Source organism: Pseudomonas sp. R5(2019) (assembly GCF_009905435.1).
Classification (GTDB): domain Bacteria; phylum Pseudomonadota; class Gammaproteobacteria; order Pseudomonadales; family Pseudomonadaceae; genus Aquipseudomonas.
The window spans coordinates 263,263-286,139 of record NZ_JAAAMT010000001.1 but is presented as its reverse complement, the minus strand read 5'-3'; the positions used below and the strand labels follow the sequence as shown (position 1 = coordinate 286,139).

The 22,877-nt window shown below is 58.0% G+C and carries 15 protein-coding genes and 2 pseudogenes; 2 read left to right on the top strand and 15 right to left on the bottom strand.

Annotated features, from left to right (window positions below; all coding sequences use genetic code 11):
* Positions 1-10: 10 nt before the first annotated feature.
* Positions 11-3,289 carry a hypothetical protein gene (locus tag GUY40_RS01240; RefSeq protein WP_166567110.1) on the bottom strand — a complete coding sequence of 1,093 codons (3,279 nt, stop codon included), beginning with the start codon at positions 3,287-3,289 and terminating at the stop codon, positions 11-13.
* A 168-nt stretch (positions 3,290-3,457) separates the two neighbouring features.
* Here GUY40_RS01240 and GUY40_RS28650 point away from each other — a divergent pair.
* Positions 3,458-3,529, top strand: a pseudogene (locus GUY40_RS28650) (transposase); the annotation flags it as partial.
* Positions 3,530-3,636: 107 nt separating this feature from the next.
* On the opposite strand, the gene GUY40_RS01235 reads toward GUY40_RS28650, so the two are convergent.
* From GUY40_RS01235 to GUY40_RS01220, 4 genes are all read right to left on the bottom strand, one after another.
* The gene (locus tag GUY40_RS01235) at positions 3,637-5,349 is read right to left on the bottom strand and encodes an FAD-dependent oxidoreductase (protein WP_166567109.1); all 1,713 of its coding nucleotides are present in this window, start codon (positions 5,347-5,349) and stop codon (positions 3,637-3,639) included.
* 66 nt (positions 5,350-5,415) lie between these two features.
* Positions 5,416-5,736: an NIPSNAP family protein gene (locus GUY40_RS01230; protein ID WP_166567108.1), complete on the bottom strand. Its 321-nt coding sequence runs from the start codon at positions 5,734-5,736 to the stop codon at positions 5,416-5,418.
* A gap of 11 nt (positions 5,737-5,747) precedes the next feature.
* On the bottom strand, positions 5,748-7,469 hold the full coding sequence (locus GUY40_RS01225) for an FAD-dependent oxidoreductase (RefSeq protein WP_166567186.1): 1,722 nt from the start codon (positions 7,467-7,469) through the stop codon (positions 5,748-5,750).
* A 28-nt stretch (positions 7,470-7,497) separates the two neighbouring features.
* Positions 7,498-8,307, bottom strand: a complete 810-nt coding sequence (locus tag GUY40_RS01220; RefSeq protein WP_166567107.1) for a shikimate dehydrogenase — start codon at positions 8,305-8,307, stop codon at positions 7,498-7,500.
* 139 nt (positions 8,308-8,446) lie between these two features.
* On the opposite strand from GUY40_RS01220, the gene GUY40_RS01215 reads away from it, so the two are divergent.
* The gene (locus tag GUY40_RS01215; RefSeq protein WP_166567106.1) at positions 8,447-9,217 is read left to right on the top strand and encodes an IclR family transcriptional regulator C-terminal domain-containing protein; all 771 of its coding nucleotides are present in this window, start codon (positions 8,447-8,449) and stop codon (positions 9,215-9,217) included.
* Between the two features lie 16 nt (positions 9,218-9,233).
* On the opposite strand, the gene GUY40_RS01210 is transcribed toward GUY40_RS01215, so the two are convergent.
* The 10 genes and pseudogenes from GUY40_RS01210 to GUY40_RS01165 all read right to left on the bottom strand — a co-directional run bounded on the left by GUY40_RS01210 (position 9,234) and on the right by GUY40_RS01165 (position 22,850).
* Entirely contained in the window at positions 9,234-10,283 is a 1,050-nt protein-coding gene (locus GUY40_RS01210; RefSeq protein ID WP_166567105.1) for a patatin-like phospholipase family protein, read from the bottom strand.
* Positions 10,284-10,399: 116 nt separating this feature from the next.
* A complete protein-coding gene (locus GUY40_RS01205; RefSeq protein ID WP_166567104.1) occupies positions 10,400-13,852 on the bottom strand; it encodes an adenylate/guanylate cyclase domain-containing protein in 3,453 nt (1,150 codons plus the stop codon).
* A gap of 262 nt (positions 13,853-14,114) precedes the next feature.
* A pseudogene (locus GUY40_RS28115) lies at positions 14,115-14,555 on the bottom strand (MFS transporter); the annotation flags it as partial.
* A 60-nt stretch (positions 14,556-14,615) separates the two neighbouring features.
* Entirely contained in the window at positions 14,616-16,271 is a 1,656-nt protein-coding gene (locus tag GUY40_RS01195) for a cation acetate symporter (protein ID WP_166567102.1), read from the bottom strand.
* On the bottom strand, positions 16,268-16,630 hold the full coding sequence (locus GUY40_RS01190; protein ID WP_166567101.1) for a DUF485 domain-containing protein: 363 nt from the start codon (positions 16,628-16,630) through the stop codon (positions 16,268-16,270). Before GUY40_RS01190 ends, GUY40_RS01195 begins: the two co-directional genes overlap by 4 nt.
* A gap of 219 nt (positions 16,631-16,849) precedes the next feature.
* Entirely contained in the window at positions 16,850-18,067 is a 1,218-nt protein-coding gene (glcF, locus tag GUY40_RS01185; RefSeq protein WP_166567100.1) for a glycolate oxidase subunit GlcF, read from the bottom strand.
* Between the two features lie 9 nt (positions 18,068-18,076).
* Positions 18,077-19,129, bottom strand: a complete 1,053-nt coding sequence (glcE, locus tag GUY40_RS01180; protein ID WP_166567099.1) for a glycolate oxidase subunit GlcE — start codon at positions 19,127-19,129, stop codon at positions 18,077-18,079.
* Positions 19,129-20,628 carry a glycolate oxidase subunit GlcD gene (gene glcD, locus GUY40_RS01175; RefSeq protein ID WP_166567098.1) on the bottom strand — a complete coding sequence of 500 codons (1,500 nt, stop codon included), beginning with the start codon at positions 20,626-20,628 and terminating at the stop codon, positions 19,129-19,131. The genes glcE and glcD overlap by 1 nt, the downstream gene beginning before the upstream one ends.
* A gap of 376 nt (positions 20,629-21,004) precedes the next feature.
* Positions 21,005-21,784 carry a transcriptional regulator GlcC gene (glcC, locus tag GUY40_RS01170; protein WP_166567097.1) on the bottom strand — a complete coding sequence of 260 codons (780 nt, stop codon included), beginning with the start codon at positions 21,782-21,784 and terminating at the stop codon, positions 21,005-21,007.
* Between the two features lie 172 nt (positions 21,785-21,956).
* Complete coding sequence (locus GUY40_RS01165) at positions 21,957-22,850, bottom strand: 2-hydroxy-3-oxopropionate reductase (protein WP_166567096.1); 894 nt, start codon at positions 22,848-22,850, stop codon at positions 21,957-21,959.
* Positions 22,851-22,877: the final 27 nt, after the last annotated feature.

Genomic DNA, 22,877 nt, shown 5'->3' with positions numbered 1-22,877 from the left:
ACGCAACACATCAGAATGTTTCGAGGAAAGCCTTCAGTTGCTTCTTCTCGACGTCCGAGAGGTATTCACCGAACCAGTGGCCACGGTCGGCTACGAAGTCCGGGCACTTGCTGACCTTCAGCAACGCCGGACCGGCTTCTTCCTGGAACGCTGCAAGTGCCTGGAAGTGGCCTGCGGGCCGTTGGTCAGTGGTCGGTTCATCATCGAGCAAGTCGTCCTTGCGCACGCGCAGTATTGCGCGGGTAAGCGCTGAGGTCGCCCTGACCAGATCCAGCACCGGCGCCTGCGGGTTCATGTTCATGATCAGGTTCACCGGCGTTCCCTTAGGGATGGGGCGAATTTCGATGGGACTGATATGGCCGTCGACGTAAGCATTGGCAAACAGGCCGACCGCCAGGAACACAACAGTGCTGGCACCGAAAAACAGTCGTGGGGCCAGAATCGAGCGTGGACGCAACAAGAACCCAAAGGCGGCCAACAAAGCCACTGCCGGAATCGCCCACAGCCATGGGTAGATGCTGTCTACGCCGGTGATACGCAGCAGCACCGCTGTCACAGCCATCAGCAAGAGGAGGGCGCTGGCTGCCAGGCGTGCCCGGCCGATGAACACCAGAACCAGAGAGATCGCAGCCAGGGCCAGCCAAAGGTACAAGGCGATGATCGAGGTGGCAGTATCACCCAGCACGCCGTTTAACAGCGGACGGATAAAGGGTCCACGAAAATCGATCTCGGACCGCGCAGTGGTCCGGTAGATCAGGCCCGAATCGCTGAAACCGGGTGTGCCAGCGACAACGGTATCTCCCGCGAACCGCTGGCGGAAATCCATAGCCGTGCGCAAATCCTTTGGATTAGTGTATTCAGCTACGCGTTTGTTCTTGTTCAGTAGTCTGTCGATTGCATCATCGAAGGCGTCGAGGCGGCCCTTGACCGAGGGGTCATTGTTGAAGATTCCCAAGGCGTTGTTGTGAAGAAACGGAGCGGTGGCCCACAGACCCACCAGCGAAGCCGGCCGGTAATAACCCGGGCCGCCGGGCGGGGGAACATAGCTGTCATTGTTGCCCCATTCATCTACGCCACCCGCTGACTTGAATGGATTGAAGAAGCGGATTCTACCCACGGCAGGTAGCGACTTGTAGGTTTCCGAGGAGAAGTTGTCCCAGACCTGGCCACGCATGGCATTGGTCGCGACTGCACGTTGGGAGTTGGTCCCAACCAGCGTGATCGGCACCCGGATGTCGGTGGACAGATAGTTGTCCTTGAACAAGTCACGCTCCAGGGCCGACTCTTGTATCTCGTAGGCGAAAAGGCTCTTGAGGTAATCGAGGTATTTGTCGCTGAGCTTGAAGGCTTCCCAGTCGGTGAAGTCCATTGGCATTGTCAGCGTGGATAGGTTTCCGGTCTTGGCGAGGCGCCATTCACGCGAAAATGCAAACTGCTGGTCGGGCGGCTGCTTACTGGAGTGGCAGACAGCGCAGTTTTTGAGGAACACAGTGCGGCCATCTAATGCATCTGCGCGTTTGCTGTCGATGCGAGCCCGTCCCTCTGGGATCGACTCCAGTTTCATCGGCTGCGTCACGCTGGCACCGGTTTTTGATACGTAGGTAAAAAAACTCTCGAGCTGAGGGATGCGGTATTCCTCGGTGGCTTGCCAGTAGACCGATTTGTTCTTGATCGTCGCCAATTCGAAGGGGCGCTGTGGTTTGAACCCGATGACAGGATTGTGCAGGCGATTCCACTGTTCGGAGTAAGCACCAATATTCAGATAGACACGCGAGAGTGCACCTTCGACGCCGATGCTATCCGAACCATCAAGTAGTACACGCGGCGTGTGGCGTGGATTCGACTTGAAATCCGGGTCGTCCTCGATGCCACGTTGTTCAAGATTGGCCGGGCTCTGTTGCTCGGGTGGGTTTAACCCGGCGCGGGCCAATCGCGGGTTGACCTCGAAGATCGCATTAATTGTATTAGGGTTATTGATGTGGTCCGTGCTGATGAGCGAGGTATCGATCGTGCCCGGCTGCTGGCTCGCGACAAACTGCCAGAGAAAACTTGTTTCGTGCCTGAGATTGGAGAAGGCCTTTTCCGGCCTCCAGTACTGATTACCGATGGTGCTCGACATGTTGCCCCAGGCCGGATTTTCGAGATTCCCCGGAGGCGATAGCGGATGCGGCCCGACATGACAGAATGAGCACGCCATGGCGACCCGGAATGGACGTACGAGCTTTGGATCGGCGCTCACCCTGTTTCCTTCCGAAGAGTAGTACGCCTCGCTGCCGCCGTTTTTATTGTCGACGACCTGCTGCTGCCAATACCTGCGCGCTTCAATGGCGGTATCCGATCTGCCGAAGAAGTCCGGATTGGGCATAAGCCGTAATCCGACTACGCCGGAAGGGTAGCCGTATACAAGTGGATCGACACCGTCATTGGCGAGCTGGTCGATGATCTTTTTATAGGAGTCTTTGTCGCCGACTTCGAAAAACTCTCGAAAGCTTTCCCCTTTGTGCGTGGTCGGCGGCTTTTGAGGTTCGACAGGCGTTTGGGTTTCAGCGTCGATATCGTCCTTAGGGGCGATCATCTTGACGTTATCGCCGTCAGCCTGATCGAGGTAAAGGCCCAACCCATCAATGGGTGTTTCACGTTTGATCATACCGGGCTGATTCATCAGGCCGGCATCTTCAAACCGGGTGTCACGCTTTCTCGAATCCAGAAGAATCAGGAAGTCGGCGATACCGTATCCATTTTGTTGCAACCAACCCCAGAAGGCTTCGTTTCCCTCGCCCCAGAGCATCCAGGTGTTCTGACCCTTGATGGCCTGGCGTGCATGCTCCGGGACGCCTTTGCCTTCGTTATAGTCGATGGGGCGGGGAGACAAGTCGCTCCCGACGATGACTTTGTCTACTTCGCTGAAAAGGTTTCGCGGTTCGGTGGGGAAGCAGTCTTTGTTGCGCCCATACAGCTTGACTCCGTTCGCGCTGAGCCCTCCCGTGCCTTCATCCCCCGGCGCATTCTCTTCAACCACATTCGATAGCTTTTCCCAGCCTGACATTGATTCTGGAACAAGAGCAGCAGCCGGGTATGCCTTGCGAGCGGCATCAAGCGATTGTTGACCTACTTCGAATCGGGCGGGTTCGGTGCTACAAGTGTGTCCTTTAGCGTCTGGAGTGGTTAATTGCGACTGAGCGGAGGAGGTGAAGGCAATGGTCAGAAGACTGCCTGTAACAAGTAGATTGCGACCGGCCCAAAGGCAAAGTTCAATTCTGTTACTTGCTGAGGCCAATCGCATGAGCATAGCTGCATCCCCTGAAGCGGTGGATGTCCGCTGAGCTACTTCTCGACAGCGCGTCCTTTGGACACTCCAGACGCAGAAACTCGAATTGAATATAGACAAGTCAGTGGACTATGCCAGCCCGGTCGCGAGCGTCAACACTGCGCAGCGAGTTGGGTCCGAAAGACGTTCATTAGTGACCTGCTGACCGAGATCAGCCAGGAAGCCGAAATGCGCAACTGCTTTATCAAGGCGCATGCCTGAGAAGAAGACACTGAGCGCAGAGGGTAGTAAGTGCGGGTTAACGCGGGTTTGGGTACAGCGCAAGGCGATTTTGTCAGGCAGCCGTGATCTCTTGTGGGGACAATGTGTCAGCTAGCGCTGGTGGGTCCGTGTTCGGCCAGGGTCAACCCGGCCAGGTAACCGAACGTCATGCCGGGACCCAGCGTGATGCCGCCGCTGGGGTAGTGGCCGTCCATGATGCTGGCCATGTCGTTGCCAACGGCGAACAGGCCGGCAATGGGCTGTTGCGAAGCGTCCAATACACGGGCGCGTTCGTCACTGCGCAGGCCGGCAAAGGTACCGAGGCTGCCAGGCAGTAATTTCACCGCATAAAACGGCCCTTGATCGAGCGGTCGCAGTGAACTGTTAGGGCCATGTAAAACCTCGCCCTGGGCGCGGTTATAGCTCGACTCGCCACGGCCGAAGTCCGGGTCGGTGCCCTTGGCGGCAAACTGGTTGAAACGCCCTAATGTGGCTTGCAGTTGCTCGGCGTCAATCCCGCAGCGGGCTGCAAGTTCCTTGACGGTGCGGCCCTTGAACAGGTAACCGCGACGCTCGTACCAGCGAGTTGGAAAAGGGAACGGCTTGGCCCAGCCAATACCGTAGCGACGTTGTGCCTTGTGGTCACAGATCAGCCAGGCTTCGTGGGGCTCTCCCGGCGCGGTGCTGCGAAACAGGTCGTTCATGAAATCGTGGTAGCAATCCGCTTCGTTAGTGAAGCGCCGGCCGTCACGGCGGACCGCGATAAAGCCGGGTTTGGCGCGGTCGAGCAGGTGCGGGAAATGCCCGAAGCTGCCGTCCTGGCGCGGTACCAACGACACTGGCGCCCAGGCCCCGGCATTCACCAGATCGTCACTGACCTGTGCACCAGCCGCTTCGCCCAGGCGCAGGCCGTCGCCGCTGTTCTCCAAAGGTGCCGCGCAGCGGTGTTCCTCACCGCTGGGTGCATGGTCAATCAACTGGGCGATGCGTCCAGGGTCATGGGGAAATCCACCGCAAGCCAGTACGACACCGCGTCTGGCACGCACCTCAATAGAGCCTTCCGGGCTCTGCAGGCGCGCACCGCAGACTCGCCCTTGTTCTTGCAACAGGCTCTGGGCACTGCTGCTGGTGAAAAACTGAACCTGGCGGTCCAGGGCGCTACGCAGCAGCCGTGCCACCAACGCATTACCATTGACCAGCTGCATGCCACGGCGATACAGCAGCAGATCACGGGCGTGGCGAAGCAGCCGGCGAACAACATGGAGTGCGGCCTTGGGCGAGCTGCTGGCATTGAAAAAATGGGCCATGTCGGCGCCGCCGGCAATTCCCATGCCCGCCAGGCTGACGATATCCAGCGGCGCTCGCATGCGTTGAATCCAGGGGCCGAGCTCACGGCCATCGAAGGGCTGTGCGCAGAGTGAACGCCCGCCGTTGCGGGAGCCGAGGCCGGCATGCATATCCGGCATCCTGGTACCGGAAAAAAACTGTACAGCGGTGTTGTTCTGGAAGAACTCGACCATCTGCGGGCCCGCCTGTAGGTAAGCCTGCTGACGGCGGTCCAGCGTTTGGCGATGCAGCTGTTGTTCGAGGTACAGCTCAGGTGCGCCGGGTTCTTCAATATTGCCCTCGGCGATCGCCAGAGGATTGCGTGGTATCCACATCCAGCCGCCGGACCAGGCGCTGGTGCCGCCCAATTGGGTGTGTTTTTCTGCCACCACCACCCGCAATCCCTGGTGCGCGGCGGTAACCGCTGCGGCCAGGCCAGAAGCACCGGAACCAATGACCAGAACGTCGCAATCCAGCGGAGGGCGGGCAAGCATGGGGGACTCCTTTTTTCTTCATTGGTCAGGGGGCGCCGGCCTTGCGGGACGGCGCAGATTTTCCCACTATTTCAGCGGGGAAAAGCCGGTAGGGCGCATCAGGCGCGATTCCAGATTGACGACAGCGTCCAGTTCCTTGTTCTTGCGGCTGAACTCGGCCCAGCGTGGGTCTGCGGCCATCTTGGTGCGGCGGGCAATGCGATCATCCAGGCTGTCATAGGCCCAGATGTGCACAACTTGGTTGCCAGCGCCGAATTCGGTGGTGAAAAAACCGACCAGATTGCCCAGGTGCTCGGTCTGCACTTCCAGGGCATCGCTCTGATACAGGGCGAGCCAGTCGGCCAGGCGAGTCGGCTTGATGGTGTAGGTACGCAGTTCGTAGTACATGTTTTGTTCTCCTAGTGAATGACTGGGGTCGGCGTGCCGAGGCACTCTGCAACATGGGTGGCGGCCAGATAGCCGAACACAAGGCCGGGGCCGAGGGTGATGCCGGGGCCCGGATAGGTGCCGCGCATTAACGAGTTCATGTCATTGCCCGCCGCGTACAGGCCGGGAATCGGCGCGCCGCTGCGATCCAGCACATTGGCATTGCCGTTGGTGACCAGTCCCCTGGCCGATCCGAGATCGCCGGTATGGATCTCGATGCCGTACCAGGGCGCCTTGAGCAGGGGCGCGTTGCACGGGTCAGGGCGGTGTTCCGGATCGCCCATATAGCGGTTGTAGGCATTGCTGCCCTTGCCGAAGGCGCTGTCCAGGCCTTGGCGGGCGTCGGCGTTGTAGTGCTGCAGCGTGAGGCTCAGGCCCTGGGCATCCACGCCAATGGCGTGGGCCAGTTGCTCGGCGCTGTCGGCCTTGTACAAATAGCCGCGGCGGACCAGTTCGGTGTTGTCCACTGGACGTGGGCGCGCCAGGCCCATGCCATAGTTGTTCATCGCCGTGGCGTCGCAAATCAGCCAGCAGCGGGTGTTACCGGTGTTGAACATGGTTTGCACGAAGTGGTGGTATGAGTTGGATTCATTGACAAAGCGCTCGCCGGCCTTGTTCACGGCGATGACGCCGGGCTTGGCGCGGTCGGTGACCAGGTGGGGGAAACGTTCGCGGCCGCCGTCGGCATGCTGCAATTCGGAAACCGGTGCCCAGAAGAAATTGGCGGCCAGATCCTCGCCGCTGGCGGCATTGACCACCTCACTCAAGCGCAGGCTGTCGCCAACGTTGGTGTCCGGGGACATGCTCAAGTGTTCGCTGTCGCCCTGGGGGCGATAACTGGCGGCGATACTCCCGGCAGCGAAGCCGCCGGTGGCCATGACCACACCGCCGCGAGCGTGCACGCGCCGTAGCTGGCCATTGTGCTTGACCACCACGCCGCGCACGCAGCCGTCTTCGATGATGAGCGATTCGCTGGTGCAATCGAGCCATAGCTCGCAACCCCGTTCGAAGGCAGTGGTTGCCAGGCGCGCGATCAACGCGTTGCCGGTAGTCAGCCGGGTGCCGCGGTGATGGCCAAGGCGATCCAGGCCATACCTGGTCATCAGCTTGATGCAGTGCCAGAGCGATTTGGCAGAGCGCTTGAAGCTGAGAAAGTGCTGAATGTCGACGCGATTGACCATCATTGCGCCGAACAGCAGCATGCCCGGTGGCGGCATCTTCAAGTCCTTGAAGCGCTGGCCCAGACGCCGGCCATCATACTCGGCGATCTCCAGCGCTCGGCCTGTCTCGGTACCGCCTTGCTCATCGGGGTAATAGTCCGGTGAGATCGGACGTAGGTTGTAGGTCAGTTCGCTGTGTTTTTCCAACCAACGCAGGGCCTCATGGCCGTGCTCGATGTAAGCATTAATTAACTCGGCGTCGGAGCCTGGGCCGATGGTCCGGCGCAGGTAGGTGCGCATGGCCTCGGCCGAGTCCTGGACGCCTGCCGCCTTGGCCTGGTTGGTGCCATAAATCCACACGGCGCCGCCGGAAATAGCCGAAGTGCCGCCGAATTGCCGCGCTTTTTCAATCAGCAGGACTTTAAGACCACGGCCGGTGGCTGTGGTGGCTGCGGCGAAACCGGCAGCGCCGCTGCCCAGCACAATGAGGTCGTATTGCGCATCGCCTTGAGCGTCGAGGGAGGATGGATGCATGGCGTTCATGGTGGCCCCCGTTCTGGACTTAGATATTCAGCGCCGTGACGCCCATGAAGGCGCCCAGGTTTGCGAGTTGCGCACGGGCCATTTCCGGGCCGGTCTGGATCCGGCAGCCACGGCTGCGAGCCAGTTCCAGAAATGGCGTGAGCACGGGGTTGGTCACCACATCGGTGACGAGCGCCTCGGCACTCAGGCTTTGCAGCAGGTTGGCAGGCAGTGGTGTCTCACCGGTGCCGCCCATGCCCACAGGGGTTGCGTTCGCCACCAGGTCGAACTCGGAAAGGGTGCTGTACTGAGTGTGAATTTCAATATCAGGGAACGCGTTTTGCAGAATTGCCTTCAGCGCGCGAATGCGCGTTTCGCTCAAATCAGCGATGCCCAGGCAACGGACACCGCCCTGACACAGGGCCCAGGCGATGGCCGCACCGACGCCACCCGAACCGATCACCAACGCGCTCTTGCCAACCGGATCGAAGCCGTGCGCCTTGGCGGCATTAAGGAATCCGTCGCCGTCGACATTATCGCCTACCAGGCGCCCATCACTTTCGCGGCGCAGCACGTTGACTGAGCGCAAGGCCGCGGCGCGCGGGCTCAGCTCGTCCACCAGTTCAGCCATGGTCAGTTTGTAGGGGACCGTCACCACGCAGCCGCGCAGATTATTCCAGCCGCGCATGGCAGACACGAAACCTGCAAGTTGCGCTTCGCGCATGTCGATGGGAAGCATGGCCACATCCACAGCATTTTCATTGAACCAGGCGTTGAAGTTTTCCGGGGATTTCACCTGGGCTATGGGTGAACCAATAATGCCTACCAGCTGTGTTGTACCGTGAATCATGTCCAGCTCCAGTTATTCGACTTGTGCGCCCTATTCTTAGGGTCGCCTCTGGAGTGAGCAATGCTGATAACCCGCAAATATTCCGCTTATCGCACCAACGATGCGATAATCGCATTTTTCACCGAAATGAGTCATGACGATGGCTGAAGCTGAAATTCACCCTCGCGACCTGATTGCGGGATTACAGAAGGGGCTGGCACTCATCCAGCTTTTCAACGGCGAAACCCCGCGGTTGAGCGTGCCGCAGGCCGCCCGTCGAGCGCAGATGAGCACCAGCGCGGTACGTCGCTTCTTTCTCACCCTGGTCCACGATGGCTATATGGCTACTGACGGTCGCCACTATTGGCTGATGCCCAAGGTGTTGCGCCTGGGGCAGGCTTACGCCGACTCGGCGCAGTTGCCGCGGATGTTGCGGCCAGTGGTGGAGCAGGTGGCCCGGACGACCCAGGAGCACGTATCAGTGGGAACCCGTGACGGCGATGAGATCATTTATCTGGTACGCAGCCGCTACAGCAGTGTCACTTCGCTTTCCATTCGTCCAGGTTCCCGGGCACCCATGCATTGCACCGCCACCGGCCGAATCTGGCTGGCGGTACTGGACGATGCAGAGCTGGACGCCTACCTGCTGCGTAACCCTCCCCAGGCGCTGACACCCTACACACAGACTGATCCGATACTGCTACGCGAGGAAATCCGCAAAGCCGGGCGTCAGGGTTTTTGCGCGGTCGATCAGGAATACGAGGTCAGCATGCGCGTGCTCGCCGTGCCACTGTACGGGCGCAGTGGCAACCTGGTAGCGACCCTGGCAGTCACCACACACGTGTCGCGGGCAAGCATGCTGGAAATGCAGGCCCAGTATCTGGGTGCGTTGTATGAAGCGCAGATGCTGCTCAAGCCGGTGCTGGATTAAGCAGCCATGGCGGCGTTCAAAGAAATTCCTTTCGGATGTCGATACTCGACCGCTCGCCAATATTCCGGTAGTTCTCCGTGAGCCACGCCTCGGCCTCGCGTCGTCCGTTGTCGCGCAGTCCGCAAAGGAAGTCCCAGTCCGCGTTGTACTTGCTGGACACGCTGAGCGCGCACATCGCCTCGTCAGACTTAATGGAGTGGATCAGCATCTCCTTCATCCCGTCGCGATCGAGCTTGCCTTGCTGGATGAGGTCGGTGACAAAGGCGATGGTGCGCATCTCACGCATCAGCGACGAGTTGAAGCTGATTTCACTAATGCGATTGAGGATATCGGCAGCTGTAATGGGCACGCCCGGGCGGACGAGCGGGTTGATGTGGACGATCACCACATCGCGGGTATTGCAGTGGTAGATCAACGGGAAAATGGCCGGGTTTCCCATATAGCCGCCATCCCAGTAGTTCTGCCCGTCGATCGTGATCGCCTGGAACAGTGTCGGCACACAGGCCGAAGCAAGCACCGCTTCGGCGCAGACGTCCTCGCCCGAGAAGATGCGTATCTTCCCCGTCTCGACATTGGTCGCACACAGATAGAGGTGGAACGGGCATTGCTTTCGCAAGGCGGCGAAATCGACCTGACTCTCCAGCACCTCCCGCAGCGGACTCAAGTTGTGGCGATTGAACTGGTAAGGCGAGAAGATACGAAGCGCCATGTCCGCGAACGTATACATGGGCGAATAGTCCAGCCCGAAGCTGTGCGTCCCTTTCAGCCATGGCATCCAGCGCAACGGGTTATAACGCTCGGCGGATTGAGCCACGGCGTACCAGAAATCGTGCAGCGCCTGGCGCGCGCCGGCGTCGCCACCTTGTAGCATACCGGAGGCCAACACGGTGGCATTCATCGCGCCGGCACTGGTTGCGCTCACCCCTTCAATGGCAAGCCTGCCGTCCTCGAGCAACCGATCGAGCACGCCCCAGGTGAACGCACCGTGCATCCCGCCGCCCTGCAAAGCCAGGGCGACCGGCTTACGCTCATCACTGCCTCGGGGCTGTCCGTTGTTCGTGGTCATTCTGGGTCTCCTCGTCGGTGCTGAGCCGAATCGGAACTTGTTGCGGCGCTTCGCCCCGTCACGCGCTCGCCGACGACACGCCGATGCTCCATTGAGCACAATGCGTCATCGATCGTTCACCCCCCGCTTGGTGCCCATGCATCGAGCAGCGCCTTGGCGTGTAGTAAATCAACGCTGTCTAAGCCTTCGGTGAAGAAGCTATAGATGTCGGCCAGCATTTGCCTGGCGGCCTCTTGGTCTCGTGTTTCCCATAGCTGAGCAAGGCTCAATGTGGCGCGTAGCTCGAGTGACTTTGCCCCTTGTTGTCGAGCGATCGAGATCGCTTTTTGAAAGCATGCTTGCGCTTCCTGCTGCACGAAAGAATCCAGTCTGGCCTCGCCCGGACATTGAAGGGTAAGAGCTCCCTTGAGCCGGTACAGTTCTGCTTCGTAAAAGTGCTCGCCAGTTCTGTTCACCATAGCCAGAGCATCGGCCACGGTATCCAATCCTGCCTGCGGTTGCCCGACGCGCCCGTGAGCTGCGGCCAGCAGGGCCAGAAAATAAGAACATCCAAGCTCTGCTCCGGCTGCCTGGTAAGTGGCGATACCTTTGGTTATCTGAGCGATTCCCTCCTCAATGTTTCCCTGCTCGGTGCGAGTCCAACCCTGAAGAATATTCCCCCATGCCAAATAAAACGGAAACCCTCGTTCGAGTGAAAGCTCGATGGCGGCATCTGCACACTCATCGGCGAGTTGTACGTCGTGCCGAAACTGTCCCAGTATCGATGTAGCGGACAGGGTGAAGGCTAAGGTAAAGGGATGGGAAATCTTCTTGTCTAGAGCAAGGGTATCCCGGCAGCGCGTGTTTGCCTGATCGGGGAAACCCAAGAACCAAAGACTCCAGGCCGAAAATATCAAAGCGTAGCCCGGATCCATGCCGTACATATCGGCATGTGTGCGATGACGGTCTGGGTTGTAGAGGACACGCGCCCGCTCCTGATGTTCATAGGCATTGCGCAGATCACCCTGGAAAAACAATGTCGCCCCGAGTGCAGCATGGGCATCCACGAGCAAGTCCGGATCCTGCGCAGTTTGCGCAACATTGAGCAATCGCTCACCCAGCTCAAATGCCGTTGCGTAATCAGCACGCAATGAGTAGTAAGTCCGCAGCCCCAGCAGAGCAGGGAAAAGCACGCTGTCGTCGCCTATTTGCGTGCACAAAGCCAGTGCGCGGGTGTAAGTGACCGCTACCTCCGGCGCACTATAGCCTCGCATGGCCATCAAGGCCGGCCCCAGGGAGAGTAGCAACGTCAGTTCCTGATGAGCACGCGCGGGCGTGTCGGGCAAATGCTTGAGCAATTCCAGTGCCACCTCGAGATGACGCATCGCATCGAGTTGGGCTGAATGCTGGAGGGCCTGTTGCCCGGTACGTAGCAGGTATTCCACAGCCTTCGGGACATTGCCGCTCAGCCTGTAGTGATGCGCCAGTTCGCTGCAGTAATCCGCAATGCGAGTGGGAAACAGCGCCTCGATGGCCTGGGCTGTGCGTTCGTGCAGTGCGCTACGCCGCTCCGTGAGTAGCGAGTGGCCCGCAACCTCCTGGGTCAGCGCATGCTTGAACGAATACTCCACCTCCGGAAATGCGGGCCGCTGGTAAATGAAGTCCGCGGCCTCCAGTCGGGCGAGCAGATCGCACAAATCGTCGTCCATCCGAGCGTCCTGCCCATCACAGATGCACTGGATCAGACTGAACGGAAACTCTTTGCCGATAACGGCGAGGGTCTGCAGCAATTCCTTCTCTGCAACGGGGAGGCGGTCGATACGGGCGGCGAGTACACCTTGCACGGTGGTGGGAATATGCAGTGCAGCCGGAGTTTGCTCGATCCGATATTGACCGGGTTCACCCAGCAGCAATTTTTCCTCGACCAGCGTTTGCACCACTTCCTCCATGAAGAAAGGGTTGCCCTCCGTCTTATCCAGGATGAGCTGTTTGAGGGGGGCGAGGGTGGGATCATCCCCAAGCAGGGTCGCCAGCAGTGCCTGTGCTTCGGCCGGGCCCAGCGGGTCGAGCCGCAGTTGGCTGCAATGACCCGCGCGCGTCCAGACAGGCTGATACTCGGGCCGGTAGTTCACGAGCAGCAGGATCGGGGTGCTCGCCAAGTGGTCGACTAAGTACGCGAGGAATGCTTCGGTCTCGCAGTCCAGCCATTGCAAATCCTCAAACAGCAGCTCGATCGGTTGATTGCGGCTCTCGCGCGCCAGAAGTTGAGTGATCGCGTCGAAGGTGCGATCGCGCCGGATCTGAGGATCCATTTCCGCGAGCACTGAACTGCGTTCGCCGACACCCAGCAGATAGAGCAGGTAGGGCACGAGATCCTCGAAGCTTCGCTCGAGCGTCAGGGTCTTGCCCATGACCTTTTCCCGGCACCGGCGCTCGTCGTCCTGGGCGGTGATCTGAAAATAGTTGTTTAGAAGCTCGATGAGCGGGAAATAGGCAAAGGCCTTGCCGTGCGACACCGAGAACGTCTCCAGCACCAAACAGCCGCGCCGTGAGCGCTCCTTGAACTCAAGAAACAGCCGTGACTTCCCGACTCCGGCCTCGCCTACCACCGCGACGACCTTACTGTGGCCCGCTTTGGACTGCTCGAGCGCCTGATGCAGGTGGTCAAGCTCGACCTGGCGGCCGACGAACCTGGCTAGCCCGCGGTGTGCCGACAGTTGCAGGCGCGTGCGCAGCGCGCCGAGACCCTGCACCTCGTACACAACGAGGGGCTCAGGAATGCCTTTGACCTGGGCGGCCCCCAGAGCCTTGAATTCGAAATAACCCTCCGCCAGCTTGTAGGTGGGCTCGCTCACCAGGATCGACGAGGGTGCGGCGATTCCCTCCATCCGGGATGCAATGTGGATCGTGTGCCCGACCGGATCGTAATCGGTGTGCAAATCATCCGTGCGGATCGAACGCACGACGACCTCTCCGGTATGGATGCCGACGCGGATTTGCAGCGCAATGCCTTTCTCCAGGCGAATGCGGTCACCATGTCGGCGTATCGCCTGCTGCATGCGCAGTGCCGCATACAGCGCCCGCTGAGGATGATCCTCATGTGCGATGGGGGCTCCGAACAGCGCGAGTATGCCATCGCCCAGCGTCTTGGCCACGTAGCCTTCGTAGTGGTGGACGGCTTCCATCATCAGCGCGACGACGGGCTCGATCAGGCGGTGGGCCTCTTCCGGATCGAGGTCATGGATCAACGCCATGGAGCCGGCCATGTCGGCAAACAGTGCCGTGACGGTCTTGCGCTCACCGGCGGTCTCGCCCCGGGCTTCCATGGCCGCCTGTTCGGCGCGGATGCGCTCGGCAAGGTGGTGGGGCGTGTAATGAATGGGCGCTGGAGAGGGCCCAGGAACAGGCCAGGGGCGAGGTAATGGAGCAGCAGGCGCACCGGTCAGCGGCGCGCCGCATTCACTGCAGAATTTGGCGTCAAGGCCCGCCTCGTGGCCACAGCGTGGACAGCTGCGAGACAATCCGACGCCGCACGCTTCACAGAAGCTGGCCCCGGAGGGATTCTCGAATCCGCAGTTTGCGCAGCGCATACGATCTCCTCCCATTTGCACGCGTTCAAGAAGACCACTCAAAAGACGGAAAAGCGTGACATCGATCTGGAGAAAGACAGACTGAAGTCATTGGGCCAGCAGGTTCAAACAGCCTTGTAGCCCTCCGTTTCAAAGATACGTTTGTATCGGTGTATCGAGAAGTAAAATTCGCTGACTGAGGAAGACTTGTGATGTCCTGCTCCGAGCAGCAGCGAGATGGGGGGGCGTGGAACTCGGCCCTTCGTTGATCGGTGCCTGGCTTTCAGGGTGATCTTCCTTGATGGGGCGTTGAGAAATGAAACGTGAGAAACCACAGAACCAGGGCAGTAGCGCTGATCAAGGCGCCCAGCAGACTTACTGCCATCCAGCCCCAGAGCGCATAAATCTGGGGCGCGGCGGCGGCTCCCTGCGCGCTACCTATGCGACTTTGAGCGTCGGGTCGTGCAGCGAAAATGATGCTCTGGTTGGTGACGTGTACGGCCTGCACCGCGAAGTCGAGCAGGACCACGCCGCAGACCAGCGCGATCAGGGACGTCTCGGCAGCAGTGATGGGCAGCCAGGAAAGCGTCAGGAGCCCCAGCGAAATGCCGGTAACTCGTTGCCCCAGACCTTGATCGGCCCAGCGACCGGCTCTTCTGGCAGCAAGGGCACCGGCGACGCCGGCCAAGCCAAACAGGCCGATTGCAGTGTGTGAAAGCGACAGCACCATGCAGTTATTGGTCGGGAGGCTTCTATGGAAGCGGCTCACAATCAAAACAACTTGTTACTCACCTTTCAACTGCGCCTTCCAGGTTGTCGGCGCACCCAGTTCAGAATCGACTAACTGATTATCGAAAAGGCTGCGTTCACGCACGGCACTGGCGGAGCGATCGGTAATGGAGAACCAAAAGATACCGATAAATGCGACGACCATAGAGAACAGGGCTGGATATTCGTACGGAAACCAGGCTTGTTGATGATGAAGTATCTTGACCCATACCGTTGGACTGAGTACGCATAGGGTGATTGCAGATACAAGGCCCAGCGATCCCCCAATCACGGCACCGCGCGTCGTCAAACCTTTCCAGTAAATAGACAACAACAGTACTGGAAAATTGGAACTTGCCGCGATGGAAAAGGTGAGACTTACGATAAATGCGATATTTTGCTTCTCAAATGCAATCGCTAAAAGAATCGACAGCACCCCCATAACAATGGTTGTAACACGCGATACGCGCATTTCATTACGATCGCTGGCCGTGCCGCGGCATAACGCATGAGCATAGAGGTCATGAGAAACCGCAGAAGAACCTGCAAGGGTTAGCCCTGCCACTACCGCCAATATCGTCGAGAACGATACCGCACACATAAACCCAAGGAAGACGTTACCGCCAACGTTCTGCGCAAGGTGAATCGCAACCATGTTAACGCCACCCAAGATTCCACCTGATGCATCGTGATAGGCAGGGTTGCTGGCAACCAGGGCAATGGTACCGAAGCCGATGATAACGATCAGCGCATAGCCTATGCCGACAAGACCAGTGGCATACAGAATACTTTGGCGCGCCGCCTTAACGTTACCGACGGTGAAGAACCGCATGAGGATATGTGGGAGACCTGCCGTGCCGAAGACCAGCGCCAATCCTAGCGAAATGGCAGACACCGGATCCGTAATCAAGCCTCCTGGGCTCATGATTGCCATATGGGATGGATGCACTTCGGTAGCTTGAGTGAACAGTTGATTCAAGCTGTATCCGAACTGGGACAACACCATGAAGGCCATGAAGAGGCAGCCGGTCAGCAGTAACACCGCCTTGATAATCTGAATCCAGGTGGTTGCCAACATCCCACCAAAGAAAACATAGATAACCATTAACGTGCCCACGAGAAGCACCGCTGCGGTGTAATCGAAGCCGAACAGCAACTCCACCAATTTCCCAGCGCCTACCAGCTGAGAAACCAGGTAAAGCAGAACAATCACGATAGAACTGGACGCCGAAAAAGCTCGTATTGGTCTTTGCTTCAGCCTATAGGACAGTACGTCCGCCAAAGTATAGCGCCCAAGATTGCGCAATGGTTCCGCAATGAGGAACAGGATAATCGGCCAGCTCGCAAGGAAGCCGATTGAGTAGATAAGCCCATCGAAACCACTGGTAAAAACCAATGCGGAGATGCCCAGCAAAGACGCTGCGGACATATAATCTCCTGCGATAGCCCAGCCATTTTGAAAGCCGGTAATCTTCCCGCCCGCTGCGTAGTGATCGGCAACGCTATTATTTTTACGTGCCGCCCACCGCGTGACGAACAGAGTGAAAATAACGAAAGCTAAAAACATGCCAATGGCAATGGGATTATGCTCGTGCACTGCGACAGGGACGTCGGCCGCGTACACTGCAACTGACGCAAGGATGGCTGAGAGTGCGAGAAGTAGACGCTTCATTTGTCGAAGCTCCTGATGATTGTTTTTATTTTTGGGTCGTAGCAGGTGTTCGTGCGCCATACATAGACAGCCACGATAAGAATCGTAAAGGCGAGCATTCCGAAGCCAATAGGCACACCCCAAGTCATAGGCTGGCCTACGGTGATCGGTGTGCCTAAGTGGGCAGGTATAAAGGCTAGAGAAAGAATAAAACCGAAATACACCGCCAGCATAAGAGCAGTCATGCACCACGAAAATATTCGTCGCTGTTTGACCAAAGCACGAAACTGTGGGTTTTCGAGAATCGGATTGCGAGTCGTGCCATCAACCGGTTCAGCGGACATGGCCGGGCCACGATCTTGCGGATATGCATGTTCCATGATTATCTCCTGCGAAGGGCGTTTCTGGCTGGATTTAGAACTTCACTGGCACAGCTGTCTCACGTCACGTTTATATCTCCTGCACCACCGGCATCCCTCCCTCAAGCGAGGTCACCAGTGGGGCGGTGACAAATGCGGTACGCCCTTTGTTGACCATATCCTCGTAAATGCGGGTCACTTCTGAGCTCTCGAGTACAGCTTTGCATGCATGTTCTTCTCCTAGATGAGTGCTTCTTCCACAAGCTCGACCCAGTGCCGAACGGGTGTACGCCCGGCACCGTCTAGATGGGTCTGGCAGCCGATGTTGGCAGTAACGATTACTTCAGGATTTCCGCTCTCCAATGCATTGAGTTTGTTGTCGCGCAATTGGCGGGATAGCTCGGGTTGGGTAATTGAGTAAGTTCCCGCCGAACCACAACACAGGTGACTGTCTGGGACGGTGGTGAGACTGAAGCCGAGTCGGCTGAGTACACCCTCAACCGCTCCACCGAGTTTTTGGGCGTGCTGTAGTGTGCAAGGGCAATGGAATGCCAGGCGCCGTTCAGCCTGGATACCGAGGTTTTCTAGCGGTTCAGCCCGAATAACTTCTGCTAGATCTTTCGCCAATGCGCTGACACGCTCGGCCTTCTCTGAATAGGACGGATCGTTTTTGAGCAGGTGACCATAATCACGTACGAAGGCTCCGCATCCGCTGGCTGTCTGAACGATGGCCTCCACACCTTCCTCAATGGCCGGCCACCACGCATCGATATTGCGCTTCGCTCGCTCAAGTCCTTTTTCCTGGGCGTTGAGGTGGTAGTCGACGGCGCCACAGCAGCCGGCCTCCCTTGCAGGTACCACAGAGATAGCCAATCGATCCAGCACACGTGCGGCTGCTGCATTGGTATTAGGTGAAAGGGTTGGTTGCACACAACCTTCTAGCATCAGCACCCTACGTGAGTGGCGTACCTCCGGGCGTGGCTTGGCTGGATGAGGGTGACCTGGCAGTTTGGCCTTCAGCATTGCTGGCAGCAGCGGACGAAACGCATTTCCGGCCTTGGTAAGAGCCTTGAACACTGCAGGTCGCGGGATGACCGCTCGAAGACCTTCGCGCAGCATACGCTCACCGAAAGAGCGTGGTACCTGCTCCTCGACGACTGCGCGACCAATATCAAGCAAGTTGTGATACTGCACACCGGAGGGGCAAGTGGTTTCGCAGTTACGGCAGGTAAGGCAGCGGTCGAGGTGCTGCTGGGTTTTGGCAGTAACCTCCTGACCTTCGAGTACTTGTTTGATCAGGTAAATTCGCCCACGAGGCCCATCCAACTCATCGCCCAGTAACTGATAGGTAGGACAAGTCGCAGTGCAGAATCCGCAATGTACGCATGAGCGCAGAATACGCTCAGCCTCTTCGGCGCGCGGAAGACGTTTTGCTTGTTCGCTCAGGTTGGTTTGCATAGCTCGCTCTCAGACTTCCGCGTACATACGGCCAGGGTTGAAGATGCTCAGGGGATCAAGCTGCTTCTTGAGGTTTTGGTGGTAACGCAGGAGCGGCGCTGTCAATGGCGCAAAAGAAGACTCGTCCACTGCAAGGAGGGTTGCGTGGCCGCCAACACTGGCGGCAGCGTCACGAATCACCTCGGACGGTGCATCGGACTTCAGCCAACGTTGAGCGCCGCCCCAGTCCACCAACTGCTTACCTGGCAGATCGACTGGTGCTGCATTGATCGGAAGTGACAGTCGCCAAAGTGGCTCTGGAGTCGTGAAGAAGGCGAGCCGTTGCTCGCGCAGTTCTTTCCAGTAGCGACTGTCCAATGCTTCTCCACCGAGGCGTTGGCAGGCGGATTGAACCGATCCTTCACCACCTTCCAGACGCAGGTGAAGAAGGTTGCCGTCATGGCAGGCCGCGCTTATCGGGATGGGTTGTTGGCCCCATTGCGCGAGCTTACCAAGGGCTTGGTGAGTATCCATCTCCAGATACAAGCTGACGCACTGACGAGGCTTTGGCAGAACTTTGAGAGATACCTCCGTAAGCAGTCCCAAACATCCGAAGCTTCCCGCCATCAAGCGTGACAAATCGTAGCCGGCGACGTTTTTCATCACCTCACCACCAAAGCGAAGTAGCTTGCCGTGTCCCGTAATCACACGGGTACCTAATACGTAATCACGAACGGAGCCTGCCCACGGGCGCCTTGGCCCGGACAAACCGCTGGCAACCATACCTCCCAGGGTTGCGTCCGCGCCTAAATGTGGCGGTTCGAAGGGGAGCATTTGCCCAGAAACGTCGAGCGCTGCTTCGATTTCTGCCAGCGGTGTTCCTGCACGTGCAGTTATCACCAGTTCAGTCGGATCGTAACTGACGATTCCGCGATGGCTACGGGTGTCCAGCACCTCTCCTGATACGCGACGGCCCAACATGGCCTTGCTGTTACCACCCTGGATACGCAATGGGATACGTTCGTTTAGAGCGTAATTAACCTGTTCCAGCAATGCGGCGCTGTTGTCATGGTCGTATCGCATTAGAAGCGCTCCAGTTCAGGAAAAGGCAGCTTGCCGTGATGTATGTGCATGGATCCGAACTCAGCGCAGCGGTGCAGCGTCGGTATGTTCTTGCCTGGGTTCAGCAGACCGTTCGGATCAAAGGCTCTTTTCACCGCATGGAAAAGCGTCAACTCGTCGCTGCTGAACTGAGCACACATCTGGTTGATCTTTTCGCGCCCTACGCCGTGCTCGCCGGTGATACTTCCGCCGACTGCCACGCACAGCTCAAGGATCTTGCCGCCCAATGCTTCAGCACGCTCCAGTTCGCCAGGTTGGTTGGCATCGAAGAGGATCAGTGGGTGCATGTTGCCGTCTCCTGCGTGGAAGACATTTGCCACGCGCAGACCGTATTCGTCAGAAAGCTTTTCTATCCCAGTGAGCACCCCGGGCAGCTCTCGGCGTGGGATTGTGCCGTCCATGCAGTAGTAGTCTGGAGAGATTCGGCCTACCGCCGGGAAAGCGTTCTTGCGTCCGGCCCAGAACCGCACGCGCTCGGCTTCGTCGCGAGCCAAACGCACCTCAGTTGCACCGGCAAGCTTGAGCACTTCCTCCACTCGGTCACAGTCGTCCTGGACGTCAGCTTCTACCCCGTCAAGTTCACATAGGAGAATGGCGGCAGCATCTACCGGGTAACCAGCATGGATGAAGTCTTCGGTCGCGCGTATTGAGAGGTTGTCCATCATCTCCAGGCCACCTGGGATGATGCCGGCCGCGATGATGTCTCCGACTGCTTGGCCTGCCTTCAACACCGAATCGAAGCTGGCCAATAACACGCGTGCAACTTGCGGCTTGGGAAGAAGCTTGACTGTTACCTCGGTGACGATGCCAAGCATGCCTTCGGAGCCTGTGAAAAGTGCCAGTAAGTCGAAACCGGGAGAGTCCAGGGCATCGCTACCCAAGGTCATATGCTCACCCTCAGCTGTAAGGATCTCGACTTTCAGTAGGTTGTGCACGGTCAGTCCGTATTTCAAGCAGTGCACCCCTCCAGCATTTTCCGCAACATTGCCGCCGATAGAGCAAGCGATTTGAGAGGAAGGATCGGGTGCGTAATACATGCCATAGGGAGCTGCCGCCTGGGAGATCGCCAGATTGCGAACACCCGGCTGAACCTTCGCAAATCGTCCATCGGGATTCACTTCAATGATTCTGTTGAAGCGAGCCATTACCAGAAGGATCCCTTGTTCAAGAGGTAAAGCACCGCCTGATAAGCCCGTACCAGCGCCGCGAGCTACCACTGGGACTTTTAGGCTATGGCTAAGCTTGAGCACTGTCTGAACTTGCTCAATGCGCGTAGGCAGAACCACTAGCAATGGCACTACGCGATAGGCAGAGAGGCCGTCGCATTCGTAAGGCCTTAGATCTTCCTGCGTATGCAAGATCTCTAGGTCTGGCAGTGCCGCGTGCAACTGTGAAAGCAAAAGTGCCTTGTCGACTCTGGGCAATTCACCATCGACGCGCTCGTCGTAGAGAATGTTCATATGGCTCACATTTCAGTTTTTGTTGTTAGAACCGGCCGTGATGCGTGGAGTGATTCAGCGAATCGGGTTGATTCGCGAGGCCGGAGACAACGCTAAACTGCTCGTTCGGTCGGATCGAGTCGACAGCCAAGAAAGCTGGTATGACCACTTTTTTTTTAAAGGCGGGTACAGGGACGTCAAGGAGCCGGGGTTTCCGGTTATGCGTCGAGAGAAATTGTTTGTGCAGGTAGGAACTGGTAGTACCAGTTTTCGGAGTGCCTTTAAGGTCGTAAGCGCTAGACCGTCACTCAGTTAAACAATCATTTTTTGATTGGTAAGCGCGGGACACGCGCTGCCCTCCGTTTACCTGAGCGGATGCGCGTAGCCCCTCGACGTTTTAGCTCCAACCTTCGAGTCGGATAGTGGCGCGAACGAGGCGTGATTCCTCTTGCTCGATCTCTTGGAGATTGTCACGAACACCGTAAATGTGCTCGCGAGCAGCGCGCTGAGCTTGCTCCGGCATCTGTTCCATGACGGCGTGGTAGAGGCGAGTGTGCTGACGGTCGATTTGTCGCTTCTGAGCTGGGCGGCAGTAGAGATTGTTGACCGAGGTGAAGACAGTGCTCAACGTCAAGTCACTCAGCAGCGCAAGCGTGTGCACCAACACCGGATTGTGGGATGCCTCGCTGATTGCCCGGTGAAAGGTGTGGTCGAGCCGGGCATGCTCACGAGGATCATGTACTTGTGAGTCTTCATGCGCTGCAACCATTTCCTCGAATCGTCGCTTGATGAGCAAACGATCGACATCTGTCGCGCGCAGAGCGGCCAAGCGGGCAGATTCACCCTCTAACAATGCTCTTACCTCTAGAAGGTCGAACAAGGTGCGCGGTTGGGAATTAAAGAGGTGCATCAATGGGGTGGCATTATCTGCTCTGCTTATGTCCGCTACATACGAACCGCGTCCATGTTCAGTGTCAACGATGCCACGTCCACGGAGAACCCTCAGCCCCTCACGAAGCGCGGAGCGTGAACAGCCAAGCTTTTCAACGAGTCGTCGCTCTGAAGGAAGTGCCTGACCTACCTTCAACACACCATCGACTATCAATTTTTCAATGCGCTCAGCGACCTGGTCAGCGACCTGGATTTTGCCATGCTTGTTCGAGACGGAACCTGACATGTATCACCCCGCAGAGAGCAAATGGAATCGGGTTATGTTTAAAGCAGCAGCCCGATAACTCGGCAGCATAAAAAACGCCCCTTCGCCTGCCTCCGTGCAGGCTGGCCAAGAGGCGGTGTTGCCACGCGCTATCGTCGTGTCATACGTAAACGTGGACGATCAGCACCGAGTATCACTTTTCGTCGCGGATCGCGAAGTTTGACATGTGCTCCAGGCCTTTAATCAGCGCGGAGTGATCCCAGTTGCCGCCGCCCAGGGAGACGCAGGTGCTGAACACTTGCTGGGTGTTAGCAGTGTTGGGGAGGTTGATGCCCAGCTCCTTGGCACCTTGTAAGGCCAGATTCAGATCCTTCTGGTGCAGGTTGATGCGGAAGCCAGGATCGAAGGTTCCCTTGATCATTCGCTCGCCGTGCACTTCCAGGATCTTCGAAGAGGCGAAGCCGCCCATAAGCGCCTCACGCACCTTGGCCGGATCAGCGCCGTTTTTAGCGGCGAAAAGCAGCGCTTCGCCAACTGCCTGAATGTTCAGAGCAACGATGATCTGGTTGGCCACTTTGGCGGTTTGGCCGTCGCCGTTGTCACCGACGTGCGTGATGTTCTTGCCCATAGCCTGGAACAGCGGCAGGGTGCGCTCGAAAGCTTGCGCAGCCCCACCCACCATGATACTCAAGGTCGCGGCTTTGGCGCCGACTTCGCCACCAGACACTGGGGCGTCCAGGTAGGCGGCCCCGGTTGCCTTGATTTTTTCGGCGAAGGTTTTAGTGGCGGTTGGAGAGATCGAACTCATGTCGATTACAACCTTGTTCGGGCCAACGCCATGGGCCACGCCGTTGTCACCAAACAGGACACTGTCTACCTGGGGGGTGTCCGGTACCATGACGATGATGAATTCGGCTTCCTGGGCTACTTCCTTCGGAGTGGCCAAGGCTACTGCGCCGGCTTCGATCAGGTCAGCAGGCGCAGGGTCGAAGTGGGTGGACAGGAACAGACTGTGTCCTGCTTTCTGCAGGTTGTGGGCCATTGGGCGGCCCATGATGCCAGTGCCGATGAAACCGATTTTAGCCATGAGAGTATGCCTCTTTCCAATGTTCAA